General features: G+C 73.3%; 15 protein-coding genes. 8 read left to right on the plus strand and 7 right to left on the minus strand.

Annotated features, from left to right (window positions below; translation table 11 throughout):
- Positions 1 to 147: 147 nt before the first annotated feature.
- Both ACFRFC_RS22580 and ACFRFC_RS22585 read left to right on the plus strand, forming a co-directional pair.
- Positions 148 to 948 carry a polysaccharide deacetylase family protein gene (locus tag ACFRFC_RS22580; RefSeq protein WP_382691804.1) on the plus strand — a complete coding sequence of 267 codons (801 nt, stop codon included), beginning with the start codon at positions 148 to 150 and terminating at the stop codon, positions 946 to 948.
- Positions 941 to 4,822, plus strand: a complete 3,882-nt coding sequence (locus ACFRFC_RS22585; RefSeq protein ID WP_382691805.1) for a lipopolysaccharide biosynthesis protein — start codon at positions 941 to 943, stop codon at positions 4,820 to 4,822. The genes ACFRFC_RS22580 and ACFRFC_RS22585 overlap by 8 nt, the downstream gene beginning before the upstream one ends.
- A 321-nt stretch (positions 4,823 to 5,143) precedes the next feature.
- Here ACFRFC_RS22585 and ACFRFC_RS22590 read toward each other — a convergent pair whose 3' ends face one another.
- Positions 5,144 to 6,547 (minus strand): xylan 1,4-beta-xylosidase, encoded by a 1,404-nt coding sequence (locus ACFRFC_RS22590; protein WP_382691806.1) that lies wholly within the window; start codon positions 6,545 to 6,547, stop codon positions 5,144 to 5,146.
- Between the two features lie 76 nt (positions 6,548 to 6,623).
- Here ACFRFC_RS22590 and ACFRFC_RS22595 point away from each other — a divergent pair, with 76 nt between their 5' ends.
- Positions 6,624 to 7,718, plus strand: coding sequence for a DUF5925 domain-containing protein (locus ACFRFC_RS22595; RefSeq protein ID WP_382691807.1), 1,095 nt, complete (start codon positions 6,624 to 6,626; stop codon positions 7,716 to 7,718).
- A 108-nt stretch (positions 7,719 to 7,826) separates the two neighbouring features.
- On the opposite strand, the gene ACFRFC_RS22600 is transcribed toward ACFRFC_RS22595, so the two are convergent.
- Positions 7,827 to 8,195, minus strand: a complete 369-nt coding sequence (locus ACFRFC_RS22600; RefSeq protein ID WP_382691808.1) for a GntR family transcriptional regulator — start codon at positions 8,193 to 8,195, stop codon at positions 7,827 to 7,829.
- Between the two features lie 155 nt (positions 8,196 to 8,350).
- Here ACFRFC_RS22600 and ACFRFC_RS22605 point away from each other — a divergent pair, with 155 nt between their 5' ends.
- On the plus strand, positions 8,351 to 9,280 hold the full coding sequence (locus ACFRFC_RS22605) for a GNAT family N-acetyltransferase (RefSeq protein WP_382691809.1): 930 nt from the start codon (positions 8,351 to 8,353) through the stop codon (positions 9,278 to 9,280).
- Positions 9,261 to 9,782 carry a DUF402 domain-containing protein gene (locus tag ACFRFC_RS22610; RefSeq protein ID WP_382691810.1) on the plus strand — a complete coding sequence of 174 codons (522 nt, stop codon included), beginning with the start codon at positions 9,261 to 9,263 and terminating at the stop codon, positions 9,780 to 9,782. Before ACFRFC_RS22605 ends, ACFRFC_RS22610 begins: the two co-directional genes overlap by 20 nt.
- Before the next feature lie 17 nt (positions 9,783 to 9,799).
- Here ACFRFC_RS22610 and ACFRFC_RS22615 read toward each other — a convergent pair whose 3' ends face one another.
- Positions 9,800 to 10,456 carry a class I SAM-dependent methyltransferase gene (locus ACFRFC_RS22615; protein ID WP_382691811.1) on the minus strand — a complete coding sequence of 219 codons (657 nt, stop codon included), beginning with the start codon at positions 10,454 to 10,456 and terminating at the stop codon, positions 9,800 to 9,802.
- Between the two features lie 196 nt (positions 10,457 to 10,652).
- Here ACFRFC_RS22615 and ACFRFC_RS22620 point away from each other — a divergent pair, with 196 nt between their 5' ends.
- Positions 10,653 to 10,787 (plus strand): hypothetical protein, encoded by a 135-nt coding sequence (locus ACFRFC_RS22620; RefSeq protein ID WP_382691812.1) that lies wholly within the window; start codon positions 10,653 to 10,655, stop codon positions 10,785 to 10,787.
- Between the two features lie 42 nt (positions 10,788 to 10,829).
- Here ACFRFC_RS22620 and ACFRFC_RS22625 read toward each other — a convergent pair whose 3' ends face one another.
- Positions 10,830 to 11,279 (minus strand): GNAT family N-acetyltransferase, encoded by a 450-nt coding sequence (locus ACFRFC_RS22625; RefSeq protein ID WP_382691813.1) that lies wholly within the window; start codon positions 11,277 to 11,279, stop codon positions 10,830 to 10,832.
- Positions 11,280 to 11,468: 189 nt separating this feature from the next.
- Between ACFRFC_RS22625 and ACFRFC_RS22630 the strand changes: the two genes are divergently transcribed.
- Positions 11,469 to 12,575 carry a lytic polysaccharide monooxygenase gene (locus ACFRFC_RS22630; protein ID WP_382691814.1) on the plus strand — a complete coding sequence of 369 codons (1,107 nt, stop codon included), beginning with the start codon at positions 11,469 to 11,471 and terminating at the stop codon, positions 12,573 to 12,575.
- 108 nt (positions 12,576 to 12,683) lie between these two features.
- Here ACFRFC_RS22630 and ACFRFC_RS22635 read toward each other — a convergent pair whose 3' ends face one another.
- From ACFRFC_RS22635 to ACFRFC_RS22645, 3 genes are all read right to left on the minus strand, one after another.
- Complete coding sequence (locus tag ACFRFC_RS22635) at positions 12,684 to 13,577, minus strand: esterase/lipase family protein (RefSeq protein ID WP_382691815.1); 894 nt, start codon at positions 13,575 to 13,577, stop codon at positions 12,684 to 12,686.
- A 157-nt stretch (positions 13,578 to 13,734) separates the two neighbouring features.
- Positions 13,735 to 14,688 (minus strand): alpha/beta hydrolase, encoded by a 954-nt coding sequence (locus ACFRFC_RS22640; protein ID WP_382691816.1) that lies wholly within the window; start codon positions 14,686 to 14,688, stop codon positions 13,735 to 13,737.
- A gap of 176 nt (positions 14,689 to 14,864) precedes the next feature.
- Positions 14,865 to 15,998 (minus strand): alpha/beta hydrolase, encoded by a 1,134-nt coding sequence (locus tag ACFRFC_RS22645; RefSeq protein WP_382691817.1) that lies wholly within the window; start codon positions 15,996 to 15,998, stop codon positions 14,865 to 14,867.
- A gap of 135 nt (positions 15,999 to 16,133) precedes the next feature.
- Here ACFRFC_RS22645 and ACFRFC_RS22650 point away from each other — a divergent pair, with 135 nt between their 5' ends.
- The gene (locus tag ACFRFC_RS22650) at positions 16,134 to 17,126 is read left to right on the plus strand and encodes a LacI family DNA-binding transcriptional regulator (protein ID WP_382691818.1); all 993 of its coding nucleotides are present in this window, start codon (positions 16,134 to 16,136) and stop codon (positions 17,124 to 17,126) included.
- Positions 17,127 to 17,491 lie beyond the last annotated feature (365 nt).

Raw genomic sequence — 17,491 nt, forward strand, 5'->3', positions numbered from 1 at the left:
GGGAAACGGTCACGGCCGACCCGCCCAGGGAAGCCATCAAGCCCGACGCGTCGACAGGGGCCATCGTGGCTGACGCGTCCAGGGAAGCAGCCACGGCTGACGCGCCGCAGGAAACGGTCACGCCCGGCCCGTCCGCAGGGGGCCGCCATGGCTGACGCGCGGGTGCCGATCCTGATGTATCACTCGGTCGCCGCCGATCCGAGCCATGCCACCCGGGCGCTGTCCGTGTCGCCGGAGGCGTTCGCGGAGCAGATGGGGCTGGTGGACGGGCTCGGGATGACCCCGCTCACCACCGCCGACCTGTGCGGACGGTGGCGCCGGGGGCGCCCGCTGCCGCCCCGCCCGGTGCTGATCACCTTCGACGACGGGTACGAGGGTGTGCACCGGCACGCCCTGCCCGTCCTGGCCCGGCACGGCTTCACCGCCACCCTGTTCGTCTCCACGGGCTGGCTGCGCGGCGCGTACGACACCGGGGGCGCCCTGGACACCATGCTCGACTGGGACCAGGTGCGCGAGCTGGCCGCCGCCGGGGTGGAGATCGGCGGGCACAGTCACAGCCATCCGCATCTCGACCAGGTCGACGATGACACCCTGCACACCGAGCTGAGGGGCTGCCGGGAGATCGTCGCCGGTGAACTCGGCACCCCGCCCGCCTCGTTCGCCTACCCGTATGGCCACTCCGACCGCCGGGTGCGCGAGGAGGTGCGGGCCACCGGGTACGCCCAGGCGCTCGCCGTCGGCAACGCGCTCGCCGAGCGGCGGCAGGGGCCGTACGCGCTGCACCGGGTGACCGTGCGGCGCTGGACGGACGCCGCCGAGTTCGAACGGCTGCTCAAGGGCCGTGCCATCGCCCGCACCTTCGCCCGGGACCGCGCCCTGACCAAGGGGTACGCCGTGGTCCGCAGAGCCCGCCAGGTCCGCCGGAAGGCCACCCGATCCCGTGTCTGACACGACCACCGCCACCGAGACCGACGAGCCCAACGAGACCGACGAGACAGACGAGACCGACGAGACCAACAGCGAGAACCGTCCGGCCGACGGCGCGGCCGAGGGGCCGGGGCGGTCCCCGCGTCGGCTGCGGCTGCGGCTGCCCGGCCTCGGCCGCTCCGGCGGCACCCCGCTGTTGCGCAACGCCTACGCCCTGATGCTCAACACCGGCATCTCCGCGGTACTCGGCCTGACGTTCTGGCTCGCCGCCGCCCGCTACTACGACGAGTCCTCGGTCGGGCAGAGTTCCGCCGCCATCGCCGCGATGAAACTCCTGGCCGGGCTGACCGCGGTGACCCTCACGGGGGCGCTGGCCCGGTTCATCCCGATCGCCGGACGGACCACCGGTCGGCTCATCTTCCGTACCTACGCGGGCAGTTCGCTGATCGTGGCGGGGGCGGCCGGGCTGTTCCTGCTGACGCTGGACTTCTGGGGAGAGTCGTACCGCTTTCTGAACGGGCCGCTGCCCGCGCTCGGTTTCGTGCTCGCCGTCGTCGCCTGGAATCTGCTCACCCTCCAGGATGGGGTGCTGACCGGGCTGCGCAGCGCGACCTGGGTACCGGTCGGCAACACCCTGTTCTCGGCGGTCAAGCTGGGGCTGCTGGTGGTGTTCGCGGTGGCGATCCCGACCGCCGGGGTGTTCGTGTCCTGGGTCGCGGCGATCGCGGTGAGTGTGCTCCCGCTGGGCTGGCTGGTGTTCCGGCGGCTGGTGCCCCGGCATGTGCGGGCCACCGAGGGGCGGACCACGGCGCCGACGGTCAGGGAGGTCGGCCGGTTCCTCGCCGGGGACTACACCGGCTCGCTGTTCTCGCTGGCGGCGGTCTATCTGGTACCGGTGATCGTGGCCTCGCAGGTCGGTTCCGTGGACAACGCGTACTTCTACATCGCCGTCACCATCGGCGGCACCGTCAATCTGCTGGCCATCAACATGGGCGCCTCGCTCACCGTGGAGGGCTCGCACGATCCGGCGCGGCTCGCCGCCAACACCCGGGCCGCGCTGAAGCGGATGGCCAGGATCATGCTGCCGGTCGCCGCCGTGCTGTTCGCCGGGGCGCCCTGGATCCTCGGCGTGTTCGGCGCGGGGTACGCGGACGCGGCGACGCCGCTGCTGCGCTGGTTCGCGGTGGGCGCGGTGCTGCGGGTGGTGATGGAGACGTACTTCGCGGTGCTGCGGGCGCAGAGCCGCACCGCCGGACTGGCCTGGCTCCAGGGCCTGCTGTGCGCGCTGGTGCTGGGGCTGACGCTGGTGCTGCTGCCCCGGATGGGCCTGACCGGTGCCGGGGTCGCCGAGATCATCAGCCTCGCGGTGATCGTCGCCGTCGCCGCGCCCCGGCTGTACCGCACCGTCCGGGCGGCGCCCGCCGCCGACGCCCCCGAGGATGCCGTGCCGGACGGTGACCTCGCCGATCCGGGGACGCGCGGGGCGGCCGTACCGGCGAGGGCGCGTCAGCGGGGGCCGGCCTGGGCGCGGGACGCCGACACCCTGGCGCTGGGCATCCCGGCCGACTTCGACCATGTGGAGCGGCGGCCGGATGTGCGGCCGGGTCCGGGGACGCCGCCTGCGGGGATGCCGGTGACACCGGTGATTCCTGTAGTTCCGGTGGTACGGACGCCGTCGTGGGCGCTGCCGCCGGGGAGAGCGGCCGGATCGGACGGGGCCGGTGAGGCGGCGGATGTCCGGGAGGTGGACGCGCCGTTCGCGAAGGACGGCCCGTTCGGAGCGCCGGGGCGCCTCGCGGAGGAACGGCCCGCCACCGCCGTACCCGAGGAGCGCCCGGCCCCCGAACCCGTACCGGCGCCCGTGCCCCCGCCCCCCTCCCCCCGTGCCTCCCTTGTCGGGGTGGTCCTCGGCTGTCTGCTGGGCGCCGCCCTGCTGCTGTACTGGGTGCCGGCCGCCCGGCTGGGCGAGAGCGACCTGGACCGCATGGGCGGGCTCGGTCTGGTCTCGGTCCTGCCGCTGCCCACGCTCGTCGGCGCGGCGCTGCTGGTCGTGGTGTTCGCCTCGCTGCTGTGGCTGAGACGGGAGCGCCGGGCGCTGCTGCTGGTGACGCTGGTCGCCACCGTCGTGTCGCTGCACGCGCTGCCCGCCGTGATCGAGATCGAGCCGCGGTTCGCGACGGCCTGGCAGCATCTCGGGTTCCTGGACTACATCGACCGGACCGGGACGGCGGCGCCCGATCTGGACGCGCGCTGGAGCTGGCCCGGCTTCTTCGCGGCGGCGGCGTTCATCGCACAGGCGTGCGGGGTGAACGACTTCACGGAGATCATCCGCTGGTGGCCGCTGACGGTCCAGTTGCTGTATCTGGCCCCGATGTTCCTGCTGACCCGCTCGCTGCGGGCGAGCTGGAGGGCGCGCTGGACCGGTATCTGGATCTTTGTGCTGAGCAGCTGGGTCGGGCAGGACTACTTCTCGCCGCAGGGCTTCACGTATCTGCTGTATCTGGTGTTCGTGGCGGTGCTGCTGGTGTGGTTCCGGGCCCCGCATGTCATATGGAGCCGGGTGCGGCCCGGCGAGTCCGAGGCGGAGCCGGCGAACCGGCGGCAGCGTACGGTGCTGCTGCTGGTGGTGATCGGGCTGTTCGCGGCGAGCGTCCCGGCGCACCAGCTCACCCCGTTCGTGATGCTCGGCGTGCTCGCGGCGCTGGTGCTGACCGGCCGGTCGGAGCTGCGCGGTCTGCCGGTGCTGTTCACGGTGATGGTGGCGGCCTGGATCGGCTTCCTCGCCGAGCCGTACTGGTCGGGGCACTTCGACGAACTCTTCGGCGGGATCGGCGGGGTCGGCGGCAATGTCTCCTCGTCCGTCGCGGGCCGGATCGAGGGCGGCAGCTCCACCCACCAGCTGGTGCTGTACGCCCGGGTGCTGCTGGCCGGCGGGGTGATGGCGTTCGCCTGCTGGGGCTGGTGGCGGCGCCGTTTCCACCGCTACCGCGAACGCAGCCTGCTGGTCCTCACCTTCGTCCCGTTCCTCGGCTTCGGCATGCAGTCGTACGGCGGGGAGATGGCGCTGCGCGTCTTCATGTTCGCGCTGCCCGGCGCGGCCCTGCTCGCCGCGCTCGCGTTGTTCCCGCGTACGGGGGCGACGGCCGAGGAACGTGACAAGGAGCGGGTGAGCCTGGCACCGCTGGCGGCGCTGCTGGCCGGGCTGGTGCTGATGGGCGGCTTCCTGGTGGCCCGCTGGGGCAACGAGCCGTTCGAACGGATCCGGCCCGGCGAGGTCGCCGCCATGGAGTACGTGTACGCGCACGACGATCCGACGCTCCGGCTGCTCTGGCTGAGCAACGACACCCTGGACAATGTCACGCCCGCCATGCCGTGGGGGGCGCGGGACATGGAGAAGGTGGAGTACGTGCCCACGCTCGCGCCGCCCGATCCGGTGCTGGTGTCGAGCCTGGTCAAGGCGCTCAAGGACGCGGGCCCGAACTCGTATCTGATGGTCAACCGCAGTCAGGTGACCTATCTGACGATGGACGCGGGCTATCCGGTGTCCTGGGAGGCGCGGCTGATCCAGAACCTGGACATGCGGCCGGAGCTGACGAAGCCGTTCGTGAACCCGGACGTCACGATCTACGCGCTGCGCGATCAGCCGTCCGACCCGGTGCCGCGCGCCGATCCCGGTCCGGCCGGGCCCCGGGTGACGTGGACGCCGTGGTCGGTGGTCGGGGCGCTCGCCGCCGTCGCGCTGATCGTGCTGCTCACCGGGCGTGAGGTGCTGCGGGTGGCGATGCGGCCGAGCGTGCGTCAGCTGCGCCGGCTCCAGAGCGGCTTCTGGTTCGCGGTGCCGCTGCTGGCGGTGTTCTTCGCTTCGCTGGTGCAGCGGTTTTTGACTATGCGGTGAGGGGGGTGGGGTGTGGGGGGCGGGGGTGTGCGGGCTGCGGGGCGCGGGCCGGGGGTGTGGGGGCCGGGGGTGTGCGGGCTGCGGGGCGCGGGCGGGGCCGCAGGGCGTGGGGCCGCCGACCGCAGCTGCGGGGGCGCAGGCGTGGGCCGCACGGCCGTGTACCGCAGGATGCCGGGCCCCAGGGTGCCGGGACGCAGGATGCCGGGGCACAGGGTGCGGGGCGCAGGGCGTTGGGGCACGGGGCGTAGGGATGCACGGCCGTGCAGGCGCAGGGCCGTGCAGGCGCAGGGCCGTGCAGGCGCAGGGCGGCTGTGGGTTGGCTCAGCGGTCGAGCCAGCGGACCTCGTACGCCGCCAGGTCCAGGCGTTCGCCGGCGATCTCGGCGGTCAGCCGGCGGTCCTGGGTGTTGACGACGAGGACGGTGTCGGCGGAGGCGAGGACGCGGACGTCGGGAGTGGACACGGGGACGTCCTCCTGGCGGGTGCCGGGCGGGAAGGCGGCGGCGAAGCGGGAGAGCAGGTCGTACATGGGCAGGGCACGGCCGCCGTCGGCGGTGTCGGTGGGGGTCCACAGACAGCCGGGGCAGTCGGGACCCCGCTCGTTCTCCGGGTTCCAGTAGAAGCCGGAGGTGGTGCCGCCACGGGCCAGCGCGATCAGCCCGGCGGCCTGGACGGCGACCCGGTGCGGCTCGGACCAGCCCTCGCGGTCGTCGTTGGAGTCGGCGGGCTCGACGTAGTACTCGGCCCACCACAGCGGCAGGTTCCCGGTCCGTGCGCGCACCCACTCGCTGACCGCCGTGAACTTGTCGGTGGCGGCGAACTCGTCGGGCAGCAGCTCGTCGTCCCGGGTGTAGCTGGCGCCGTCCACGACGACGAAGTCGGCGCCCGCCCGGTGCTCGTTCCAGTAGTCGAAGGCGTCCAGGACCCGCTGGTCCGCCGCGCCCCAGGGCCCCTTCAGGGTGGTGGAGGCCAGCTCCGTCTGGCGCGGGTCGACGCTGTCCATGACGAGATACGGCCCGCCGACCATGATCTCCTCGTCCACCTCCTTCAGCGCCTCGTACACCAGGTTGTACAGCTGGGTGTAGCCCTCGTAGTCCCAGCGGGCCTCGGCGTCGTTCCAGAAACCCTTGAACTCGTTCCACACGACGAAGTGGCGTACGTCGGGATAGCGCTGGGCGACGGTCGCGGCGAGGGCGGCGAAGTCGGCGAAGTGCTCGGGCTCCGGGGCGGTCTCCAGGGCGGCCTGGCTCCAGTCGGTGTCGCCGGACACGCCGCCCTTCATCCAGTCGGGCGCGCAGCACAGGGTGATCACCGGGGTCGCCCCGGAGGCGCGGGCGAAGTCGATCCGGCTGTCCAGGGCCGCGAAGTCGTAACGCCCCTGGACGGGCTCGGGGTTGTCGGCGCCCCAGCCCATGATGTGCTGGTTCTGCGGCAGACCCGTGCCGGACAGTCGCTCCCCGACCCGGTCCACCGCCGCCGCGCTGCCCTCGTCGGCGCTGAACTGGGTGTGGGTGAAGCCCCAGCCGACGTCCGGTCCGGTCCGCTCCGGGGTGGCGGGCGTGCCGTGCACCTTGTCGCCGTCGGGGGTCGTCCCGGCGGTCGAACCGCCGTCCCCGGGAACGGTGTTGAACAGGGTCAGGGCCAGTGCGATCGCGGCGGCGGCCACTCCGAGCAGTGCGGTGAGCCGCCACCGCCGTGCCCCCGAATCCCACCCGTGACGTCCCATCGAGGGCAACAGTAACCGTGCGACCACCCGGTGGAAACCGGGTGCACACGGGCCGCGCGTGCCCGATCATGGCGGCATGTCCGCACTTCCGCACGACGTCCCGCCGCTCCGGCTCAACGTCGACGACTCCGACTCCCCGTCGGACGTCGTCGACCTGCTGTTCCTCGGCCGTTTCGCGACGGGCGAGCAGCCGTACGCGCACGCGGCGAACATCGAGCGGGTGCGCTCCGGCGCGACCCTGCTGCCGCAGGGCGCCCGGGTGCTGCGCCTGTCCCGCGACGCCGACCGCAGCGCCACCCTCGCCGAGGGCGACGGCTGGACACTGCTGATCTCCCGCTGGAACCGGGGCGCCGATGTCACGGTGACCGCGACCAGCGCCGAGCTGGCCTCGAAGGTGCTGGACGAGGCGACCGACGGCGCCGCCGACGAGCCCGAGCCGCAGCCGGAGAACGTGACGATGGGCTTCTGGTACATGTCGCCCCGGCGCGGCCCGTACCGCACGACCCGGCAGATCGCCGCGGGCACCTGGGACGAGGTGCGCGCCAACTACACCGCGCCGGTGGCGGAGGTGATGGACGGTCTGATGAGGACCACGCCGGAGGACATCGCCGGGCGGCTGCTCCTGCTGCACGGCCCGCCGGGCACCGGCAAGACGTCCGCGCTGCGCACCCTGGCCCGGTCCTGGCGGGAGTGGTGCCAGGTGGACTGCGTCCTGGACCCGGAGCGTCTCTTCTCCGACGTCGGCTATCTGATGGACATCGCGATCGGCGAGGACGACTCGACGGGCAAGAGCCGCTGGCGACTGCTGCTCCTGGAGGACTGCGACGAGCTGATCCGGGGCGAGGCCAAGCACACGGCGGGACAGGCCCTGTCCCGTCTGCTGAACCTCACGGACGGTCTCCTGGGCCAGGGCCGCAATGTCCTGGTCGGCGTCACCACCAACGAGGACCTGGAGCGCCTGCACCCCGCCGTGGTCCGCCCCGGCCGCTGCCTCGCCCGTATCGAGGTCGGCGCCCTGACCCGCCCCGAGGCCGTCACCTGGCTCGGCACGGAGAAGGACATCCCCCGCGAGGGCGCCACCCTGGCCGAGCTGTACGCCCTCCGCCGGGGGACGTCCCCGAGAACCCTCCCGGAGCCTCGGGGCGGGACGGATGCGGGGCTTTATCTGTAGACGGGGATCTGTAGTACGAGGGTTGGGGCTTCGCCCGGGCATCGGTAGCCCACCCGCGTGCCCGCCCCATCCCACGGAGGCGCCCGGCCGGGAGGGTGACGCCCCGTGTCAGTCCGTGTAAGCCGCCCGCAGGGCTTCCCGTACGGCGGTCAGGGCCTCCGGCTGTGTCACGCCGAGGCGGCGGACCCGTTCCGCGTAGACCTGGGCGGCCGAGGCCGCTTCCCGTTCGGCGGCGGAGCCCGCGGCGGCGACGAACGTGCCGTTGCGGCCCCGCGTCTCGATCACCCCGTCCGCCTCCAGCGCCCGGTACGCCTTGGCCACGGTGTTCGCCGCGAGGCCCAGCGTCTCGGCGAGCCCCCGCACGGTCGGCAGCCGGTACCCCACCGGCAGCAGCCCCGACCGGGCCTGCTCGGAGATCTGTGCCCGCACCTGCTCGTACGGCGGCGCGCTGTCATCGATCCGGATCTTCAAGGTCACGCCCCGATTCTCCCGTACCCGCCGGAACGGGCGCACGCGGCGGGCCCTGGCATTCGCCCGGCACCCGGCGGGCAGCCGCACCCGGCGGAGAACGGCCCCGCACCCGGCGGAAAATCGGAGGCGTCCCGTGCGAGGCCCCCGTAGCGTGCGGCGCTATGACCGTGATCGTGCGTGATATCCGCCCCGGGGTCCGGGCCGACGCCGAGGGTTTCTGCGCGGCCCGCCGGCTGGCGCTGCCGTATCTGCTGGCCACCCCGGAGTCGGTGCTCCACGACCTCGCCCACAGCCGCCCGCACGCGCATCACCGGCTGCTGGTGGCGGAGCTGGACGGCGAGATCGTCGGCACCGCCGAGGCCGGTCTCGCCCTCGACAGCCCCGAGCCCGGCCACGGCTACCTCAATGTGTATGTCCGCCCCGACCGCACCCGCCACGGCGCCGGTTCGCTGCTGGTGCGTACGGCCGAGGAGCATCTGGCGACGCGCGGCGCGGTCAAGGTGTTCGCCTGGGTCCTGGACCGGCCGCAGCACCGGGCCTTCGCCGAACGCCTCGGCTACCACGCCGGCCGCTCCGGCCACTTCCTGCGCCTGGACCTCTCGACCGGCACCCTCCCCCCGCTCCCGCCACTGCCGCCCGGCGTCGCACTGCGCACCGGCGCCGACTACGCCGACGACCCCCGCCCGATGTTCGCCCTGGACGCCGAGGCCACCTCGGACGAGCCCGGCGACATCGCCGCCGAGCTGACCGACTACCCGGCCTGGCTCGCCGAGACCTGGCGGCACCCCCTGCTGAACCACGCCCTGACCTCGGTCGTCCTGGTCGACGGCGAACCCGCGGCGTTCAGCGCGGCCTACACCGACGGCCACGGCCGCTACGGCTCCGCCATGACCGGCACCGCCCGCGCCCACCGCGGCCGGGGCCTGGCCAAGCTCGCCAAGGCCGACTCGCTGCACCGGGCCCGCGCCGCCGGATGCACCGAGGCGATCACCGGCAACGACTCCGGCAACGGCCCGATGATCGCGATCAACAGGTGGTTCGGCTACGAGATCTGCGCGACGGAGGTCCGCCATGCCCGCACCCTCGGCTGACCCGGCCCGCCCCGCGCTCCTCGACATCGTGCTCGTCAAGGCGGGCCGCACGAAGATCCGTTACCCGGCCGAGCTGCTCGCCGACGACGGCGTCCGGATCGCGGTGCGCGCCCCCTGGGCGGGCGAGGCCGCACGGGACTTCGGCTTCGTACGGTTCGAGAAGGGCGATGTCTTCACCGAGTACTACTGGCGCGACCGCTGGTACGCGGTGAAGGAGGTCCGCGACGCCCGGGGCACGCTCAAGGGCTGGTACTGCGACATCACCCGCCCCGCCGTGCGCACCGGCCATGAGCTGACCGTCGAGGATCTCGACCTGGACCTGTGGCGCTCCGCCGACGGCAGCGACGTACGCCGCCTGGACGAGGACGAGTTCGCGGACAGCGGTCTCGCGGAGCGGGACCCCGCGGCAGCGGCGGCGGCCGTGGCGGCGCTGGAGGAGCTGGAGCGGCTGGCGGGTGCGGGGCGGTTCGGGGAGCTGGTGGCACAGCCGCCCCTCTCATGACCGGGGGCGGCCGACCGTCACCGCACCATCGCCACCACCGCATACCTCTCGTCCCGCACCTCCCTCCCCCACAGTGCCGTGTCCTCGGACAGTGGTTCCGTGCGCAGTTGGGCCGCGGCCGGGGTGAGGAGGGCGGTGAGGCGGTCGGCCGGTATGCCCGTCGGATCGGCCGTGCCCCAGACGCCCTCGATCAGGACCAGCCGTCCGCCGGGGCGGATCAGGCCACGCCAGCGGCGCAGGGCGCGAGCGGGGTCGGGGAGCGTCCACAGCACATGCCGGACGAGCACCACGTCGTAGCGCTCCTCGCCGATGGGGGGTGCCGCCGCGTCGCCGGTCAGGACCGCGGCGTCCCGGCCGGCGAGCTTGGCCCTGGCGCGCGCGACCATGGCCGGGGAGCGGTCGACGCCGGTGACGCGGTGGCCCTGCTCGGCGGCGAGGAGGGCCAGGCTGCCGGTGCCGCAGCCGAGGTCGAGCAGATCGCAGGGGCGGTCGGGCAGCCAGGAGCGCAGCCGCGCGGCCCAGGCGGCCCGCACCTCGGGATCGCGCAGTCCGTGATCCGGCTCGTCGTCGAAACGGGCCGCCTCGGCGTCCCAGTCGACCGTGTCCGTCGTCGCCCGAGATCCGCTGTCCGTCACCGCGCCCGCCCCCTTCGTACCATCGGCGTCGTTCGTCATGCACCCAGAGTGACACCCGGCACTGACAATCGGCCGTCCGCCACCCATGGGGACATGGGTACAGCGGGGTTGTGAGTCGAAGGACGGTCCAATCGTGATGTCCGCCACTGACAGACCGGCATCGATGAGGAATTCTCGCCCAAAGGGTCTACCTCCGTGCCGCCACGGGAGCCGGTAGGCACTGAAGGAGGCAGCCATGCGCCGCGTGACCGTGCAGAAGCCCCTGAAGAAGTCGGACGCCAGACGGGTCCGCGAGAAGCGCGAGGAGCGCCCCGCGGAGCGCTCCGAGGTGCGCGAGGACATCGCCCGCACATGGTGGCCGGAAGGCTGAGCCCTCCGGGTCCCAGGGCCCGGTGGTCCCCTCGCCGGGTTCTCAGTCCAGCCGCTTGCGGTAGTGGACGCGGTCGTAGCGCCCGTCCACGCACCGCTCCACGACCTCATACCCGAATTTCGGGTAGATCTCCTGGTTCTCCCACATCAGGGCGTTGGTGTAGAGGCGGACCTCGGGCAGGCCCAGTGCGCGTGCCCGTGCGTCCACGAACTCCAGCAGCCGCCGGCCCACACCCCGGCCGTGTGCGTCGGGGTGTACGGCGATGCTGTCCAGGAAGAGATGGTCGGCGTGCGCCTCGATCACCACGAGCCCCGTCACCGGTTCACCCGTGACGAACACCCGTCCGGCCGCCACCTCCGCCGCGTGATCCGCCTCCATGGGCTGCGGCACCACCCCGATCCGGGCGATGTAGTGCCGGTACGCGGCGTCGGTCACGCCCTTCACGGCGGGGAGGTCAGCCGCCGTCGCGGGCCGGATGCGTACGTCGTCCATGGCTTGAACCGTACCTACCTCAGCTCTGTCTGAGCACTCCCTTAAAGCGAGCATAAGGATCTCCACAGGCGGCTCTCAGCAGCCGATCGCGCGGATCGTCGGGGCTAGCTTCATCTCGCCCCCACAGGATCACCAAGATCCATCCGGGTCCCGCGAGATCGTCGAGCGACCGCTACGAGGAGTTCCCCCATGTCCGTTCGCCTGTCCGTTCGCCTGTCCGTTCGCCGCAAGGCCGCCGCTGTCGTGGCCGTCGGTATCGCCCCGCTCGCCCTGACCGCGCTCTCCACCGCGCCCGCGTCCGCGCACGGCGCGCTGGGCGACCCGGTCAGCCGGGTCTCGCAGTGTCTGGCGGAGGGGCCGGAGAACCCGCAGTCCGCCGCCTGCAAGGCTGCGGTCGCGGCCGGTGGCACCCAGGCGCTCTACGACTGGAACGGCATCCGCATCGGCGACGCCGACGGCCGCCACCAGGAGCTGATCCCGGACGGCAAGCTGTGCAGCGCGGGCGACCCCACCTTCAAGGGCCTGGACCTGGCGCGCGCCGACTGGCCCGCGACCAGCGTCGAGGCCGGTTCGTACAACTTCAAGTTCCGGGTGACGGCTCCGCACCAGGGCGCCATGAAGGTATATCTGACCAAGCCCGGCTTCGACCCGTCGAAGGCGCTCGCCTGGAGTGACCTGGATCTGGCCAACCCGGTCGCGTCGACGGCCACCACCCGGAGCGCGGCCGACGGGTTCTACACCTTCCAGGGCACCCTTCCGGAGCGTTCCGGCCAGCATGTGCTGTACGCGGTGTGGCAGCGCTCGGACAGCCCCGAGGCGTTCTACTCCTGCTCGGACGTCACCTTCGGCGGCGCGAGCGGCGGCGGCACCGGGACCGGGACCAGCACCGACGGCGGCACCGACGCCGGGTCCGGGTCCACCCCGGCGCCCACCGCCTCCGTCCCGTCGCAGGAGCAGATCGACGCCGGTACCGACAAGTCGACGATCGAGAACAACGGGCACGGCGACCACGACCCGGCGACGACGACCGATCCCACGACCGACCCCACGACGGACAGCGCCGGCGCCGACAGCGGTGACGGCACCGACAGTGGTGCCGGTGGCAATGAGCCGCAGGCCGCCGGTGCTCCGGCGCAGCCCGTGCAGGACGGTGAGTCCACCGGCCAGAACCTCGCCGAGACCGGCGGTGACAGCACCACGCCGATGATCGCCGTCGGCGGTGCGGCGGCGCTGGCGCTGGGCTCGGCCGCGCTGTTCGCCTCGGCGCGGCGCCGGGCCGCCCGCAACGGCAGCTGACGCCCGCCCCCTGGTCCGGGGCCCGGCCGGCGGCTCAGGCCGGCCGGGCCCCTTCGCGCGTCGGGGCGGGGAGTCGGGCGTAGGACGCCGGGCGTAGGACGCCGGGCGTCAACTGAACGCCGACGCACAGGTGGTGGGCGTGGCCCGGGCCGGGTCAAGGGCGCCCGCGACCTCGTGGAACGCGATCCGGTCGAACAGCCCGATGGCCAGATGCTCGGAGAGATCGACCGGGCACAGATCCTGGAGCAGCACATTGCGTACGTTCGGGCCGTCCAGGAACGCGCTGCGGTACGGCGTGACGACCTGGTCGTACCGGGTGGCGATGACGGTGTAGTTCACGCCGGGCACGGTGTCCCCGCCCTCGTTGAGCTTGGTCAGGAAGGGCGAGCCGGCGATCTGGTCGGCGAGGGCGGGCGTGGCGGTGGTGAGCAGGTCCTCGGCGCCGGGGAAGTACGGCAGCAGTTCGGTGAGGCCGGACAGGGTGGTGCCGTGGTTGTCGGGGGCGATGCCCACGAGGGTGTTCACCTCGGCCGCTCCGCCCAGGAACTTGAGGTAGTAGCGGGGCATCATGCCGCCCTGCGAGTGCCCGACGAGGTCGACCTCGCCGGCGCCGGTCGCGGCGAGCACCTTGTCGACATAGGCGTCGAGTTGCTCCGCGGACTTGTCGATGGGGCCGAGGCCGTGGAAGAACGGCACGCCGGGCAGTTGGCCGTGGTCGAGCGAGAAGACGCAGTAGCCGCGCCGGGTCAGATAGGGCGCGAGGCCCAGCCAGTTGTCGACCGAGTTGCCGAAGGTGCCGTGGACCAGCACGACGGGGCGGGGATGGGCGGCGGACGGCTGGCAGGAGTAGTCGTTCCAGCCACCGACGGCAGCAGCAGGAGCAGTTGTGGCTGTAGTTGTAGTTGTGGCTGTGGCTGTGGCTGTGGCTGTGGGGACGGTGGCCAGTGTGCCGGTCAGCAGCAGTGCCGCCAGCGGTCCGAGCACTCTTCTCCAGGGCAGCATCGAGTGATCTCCTTGCGGCTCAAGGGAGTTGCGAGTTGCGACTGCGTTTCGCCCTGTGATCCGGATCACGAGGATGCTGTTCACTCGTCAAGTTACGGACGGGTAGCTCAAGAGGGAAGTTACGGGCGAGTAAAGTCTCCGGCGCGCAGCTGACACATCACAGGTCGTGCAGGGCGCGCAGGGCCTGGGCGATGGCGGCCTGCGCCACCCGGGCGGTGCCGGAGACCCGTTCGTACATGCCGCCCTCATGGGGCAGGCCCAGCAGCCGCATGGCCGTCACCGGCACCCCGGCCCCGGCGAGCGCCGCCGCGTACCGCTCGCCGTCGTCGCGCAGCGGGTCGACCTCGGCGGTGAAGATGTACGCGGGCGGCAGTCCGCCGAAGTCCTTCGCGAGCAGCGGCGACACCCGGGGGTCGGGCCGGTCCTCGACCCGGGGGACGTACCAGTCGACCGCCCTCTCCAGCGGCGCCAGTTCCGCCTCCGTGATCCCGTCGGTCACCCGTTCCCCGGCGCCGCGCGTCAGATCGAGGCCGGGCACCTCCAGGATCTGGAGTGCCAGCGGGTGGCGGGCCCGGTCGCGGTTGAGCTGGGTCAGCGCCGCCGCCAGGTTTCCGCCCGCGGACTGCCCGGCGATCGCGATCCGCCCCGGGTCGACGCCGAGCGAACCGGCCTCGCGCATCAGCCAGTCCAGCGCGGCCCAGCCCTGTTCGAGTGCGGTGGGGAAGGGGTGCTCCGGGGCGAGCGCGTAGGACACCGCCGCGATGACGACGTCCGCGCGGGCGGCCCGTAGCGCGCACATGGCGGCGACGCTCGGGTGGTGCAGGCCGCCCTGGACGAAGGCGCCGCCGAAGAAGTGCAGACAGGCCGGGAGGCGCAGGTCCGGGGCGGGCTCCCTCGGGTAGTACAGCCGCACGGCGACGTCCGGCCGGCCCGCCACCGGGACGACATGCTCACGGACCGGCAGTTCCGGCCCGGCCGGTCCGAGACGCGGGTACACCGCCCGCTCGTACGCCAGGGCCCGCTCACGCTGTTCCTCCGGGTCGTTCGACGGCAGGGGCGCGGGGACGCCCAGTTCGGCGATGGCCTGGATGAGGGTGGGGTCTATGGGCATGAGGGCCTCCGGTGAGGGCGGGGTGCGGTCGGGCGGTCGGGCGGTCGGGCGGTATGTGTACGTGTACGTATTCGCGGCGGTACGCGGTCGGCCGTGGCACGTGGTCGGCCGTGGTACGTGGTCGGCGGCGTCGTCGTTGGCACGGTTGCCGTCGGCGCGGTCGCCCCGGGCACGGTTCAGGTCGGGGTGCTCACGGCGGCCCGGCGGGTCCGGCCGCGCAGGAACGCGCCGACCCGGTCCTGCCAGGCCCGCGCGGTCGCCGAGGTCCGGGTGAGCGACCCGCTCCCGTGGAGCTGGCCGGGCGCGCGCCAGCTCTGGACCGGCACCCCGGCCCGGGCGAGCCGGGCGGCGTAGGACTCGCCGGAGTCGCGCAGCGGGTCCAGCTCGGCGGTGATCACCAGGGCGGGCGGCAGACCGGCGAGGTCGGGGACGTCGGCGGGCGCCGCCCAGCGCGCGGCCGGGCCGGGCGTCCCCCAGACCGCGGCCCACCCGGCCGACCCGGGGGACCCAGCCACCCCGGCCACCCCAGCCACCCCGGCAGATCTGGACGCCCCGGCCACCCCGGCCCCGGACCGGCTCCCGACCACCCCCACCCCGCCCAGATACGCCGCGTGCAGCTCGGCGACATCCCCGCCGAGGCCGCCCAGCGTGCCGTACGCGCGGAACGAGTCGTCCCGGTCGAAGTCCAGGTTCGCCGCGGGCACCTCCAGGACCTGATGGTCGAGGCGGATGCCACGGTCCCGGGCGTGCGCCGCGACCAGCCCGGCGAGGTTGCCGCCCGCCGAGACCCCGCCGACGCCGATCCGCCCGGGGTCGATCCCGAACCCGGGGGCGGACTCGATCAGCCAGGTCAGGGCGTCGAGACAGTCCTCCAGGGCGGCGGGGAAGGGATGTTCGGGGGCGAGCCGGTAGTCGACGTCGAAGATGTCGGCACCGCCCGCCACGGCCCGGCTCCGGGCCAGCCGCGCGTTCACCACCTCATGGACGCTGCCGAGGACGAAGCCACCGCCGTGGATGCTCAGGTGCGCCATGCGCGGGCCGGTGACCTGGGGCGGCCGGTAGCGCACCACGGTGATCTCCCCGGCACGGGTCGGCACCCGGTGCCCGCTCACCTCGCACTCCACGGGGCCGGGCAGCGTGAACCGGGTGGCGAGCGCGTCCGACAGCTCGCGTGCGGCCCGCCGTCGCCGGGGCCAGTCGGGCGAGCGCAGATCGGGCAGCCCGGCGGCGATCTCGCCGGCGGTCGCGCACCAGTCCACCACCGCCGGTTCACAGCCCGCGCCACGGGCGAGCGCCAGGGGGTCTGACACCGGGACCTCCACTCTCGTAGCATCGATCGAAGCTCTTCGACGAAGTACTTTAAATCTGCCTCGGACCGAGGTCAACGACCATCCGCCGGGCACCGATGGGGGTGGGCTAGGGTGAGCGGCGTGGGGAGCCAGGGCGTGACGATCTATCAGGTGGCCAAGACGGCCGGGGTCAGCATTTCCACGGTGTCGCTCGCGCTCAACCACCCGGATCGGGTCAGCCCGCCGACCCGTGACCGGATCATCCGGGTCGCCGGTGAGCTGGGGTACCGGCCCGGCGCGACAGCCTCCGCGCGGGCCCGGCGTCATACCGGCCGGATCGCCGTACTGGCCCCCTTCAGCAGCTACGAGAGCTACCGGACCCGGCTCGTCGGCATCCTGGAGACCTTCGCCTCCGACGACGTCGAGGTCGTGGTGCTCAACGCCCCGTCCGCCGCCGCGGAAAGCTCACCGCTGCTGGAGACACTGCCGGTGCGTGGCGATGTCGACGGGCTGCTGATCATGGGCGTCCCGCTCGGCGAGCAGGGCGCCGACCGGCTGCGGCGCTGGGGTCCGCCGACCGTGCTGGTCGACTCCGCGCACCCGTCCTTCAGCACCGTCACCTTCGACGACGAACGGGCCGGGCACGCGCTGGCCACCCATCTCCTAGGGCGCGGCCACCGCCGCTTCGGCGTGCTGCACGAACCCCAGCGCTCGGAGACCTACGTCTCCTCCGGCATGCTCCGCTACGAGGGGATCCGGCGGGCGCTGCGCGAGGCGGGCGCGGCCGAGCCCACCTGCGAGGATCTGGAACTGGCCGACAACGACCTGGCGACGGCACGGGCGTTCGCCGCCGGGTTCGTGCGCCGCGCCGACCGGCCGACCGCCGTCATCGCCCACCACGACCTGCTCGCCGCGGGCTTTCTGTCGGGGCTGCGCGCCGCCGGGGCGGAGGTGCCCGGGGACGTCGCCGTCGCGGGCTTCGACGACGGGCCGCTGGCGGAGGCCCTCGGGCTCACCACCATCCGGCAGCCGTTCGCCGAGTCCGGCCACCGCGCCGCCGAGTTGCTGCGCTCCCTGATCCAGGCACCGCAGCAGACACCCGCGCGCACGCTGCTCCTGCCGGAACTGATCGCGCGCGAGACGACCTGACCCCGGCTGGTCGGGCCCATGCGTCTCCGGCCGGGTCGGGCCCGCGTGTTCCGGCCGGGTCGGACCGCGTGCGAGTACGGCCTCACCGTCGATCGGCCGGGCCAGCGGCGTCCCCGGCCGGTCGACCACTCCCGCCCCAAGCCAGAATCAGCCGCGCTCACCGCAGAACTCCACGAACGCCGCCACCCGCCGGTTGAGCCACGCCCTGCGGGCCACGACCTTCGGGCCACGCCCCGGTCCCGTCGTACGTCCGGTCGGTGGCGGCCCGTTGCACCGGCAGCGCGTGGCCCATGCCGCCACGGCTGTGCGGCCGGACGCTGCCTGCGCAGACGCCGCCGGAACACCATCCTCGGGCACCCGCCGCG

The sequence above is a fragment of the Streptomyces sp. NPDC056734 genome, assembly GCF_042790455.1.
In the GTDB taxonomy this organism is placed as follows: Bacteria; Actinomycetota; Actinomycetes; order Streptomycetales; family Streptomycetaceae; genus Streptomyces.

Coding starts and splice junctions, on each gene's coding strand:
- ACFRFC_RS22615 (WP_382691811.1), bottom strand. CDS start 10,456: ATGACGAACGACGCCGATGGTACGAAGGGGGCGGGCGCGGTGACGGAC.
- ACFRFC_RS22595 (WP_382691807.1), top strand. CDS start 6,624: ATGTCCGCACTTCCGCACGACGTCCCGCCGCTCCGGCTCAACGTCGAC.
- ACFRFC_RS22580 (WP_382691804.1), top strand. CDS start 148: ATGGCTGACGCGCGGGTGCCGATCCTGATGTATCACTCGGTCGCCGCC.
- ACFRFC_RS22630 (WP_382691814.1), top strand. CDS start 11,469: ATGTCCGTTCGCCTGTCCGTTCGCCTGTCCGTTCGCCGCAAGGCCGCC.
- ACFRFC_RS22590 (WP_382691806.1), bottom strand. CDS start 6,547: ATGGGACGTCACGGGTGGGATTCGGGGGCACGGCGGTGGCGGCTCACC.
- ACFRFC_RS22620 (WP_382691812.1), top strand. CDS start 10,653: ATGCGCCGCGTGACCGTGCAGAAGCCCCTGAAGAAGTCGGACGCCAGA.
- ACFRFC_RS22635 (WP_382691815.1), bottom strand. CDS start 13,577: ATGCTGCCCTGGAGAAGAGTGCTCGGACCGCTGGCGGCACTGCTGCTG.
- ACFRFC_RS22610 (WP_382691810.1), top strand. CDS start 9,261: ATGCCCGCACCCTCGGCTGACCCGGCCCGCCCCGCGCTCCTCGACATC.
- ACFRFC_RS22605 (WP_382691809.1), top strand. CDS start 8,351: ATGACCGTGATCGTGCGTGATATCCGCCCCGGGGTCCGGGCCGACGCC.
- ACFRFC_RS22640 (WP_382691816.1), bottom strand. CDS start 14,688: ATGCCCATAGACCCCACCCTCATCCAGGCCATCGCCGAACTGGGCGTC.
- ACFRFC_RS22625 (WP_382691813.1), bottom strand. CDS start 11,279: ATGGACGACGTACGCATCCGGCCCGCGACGGCGGCTGACCTCCCCGCC.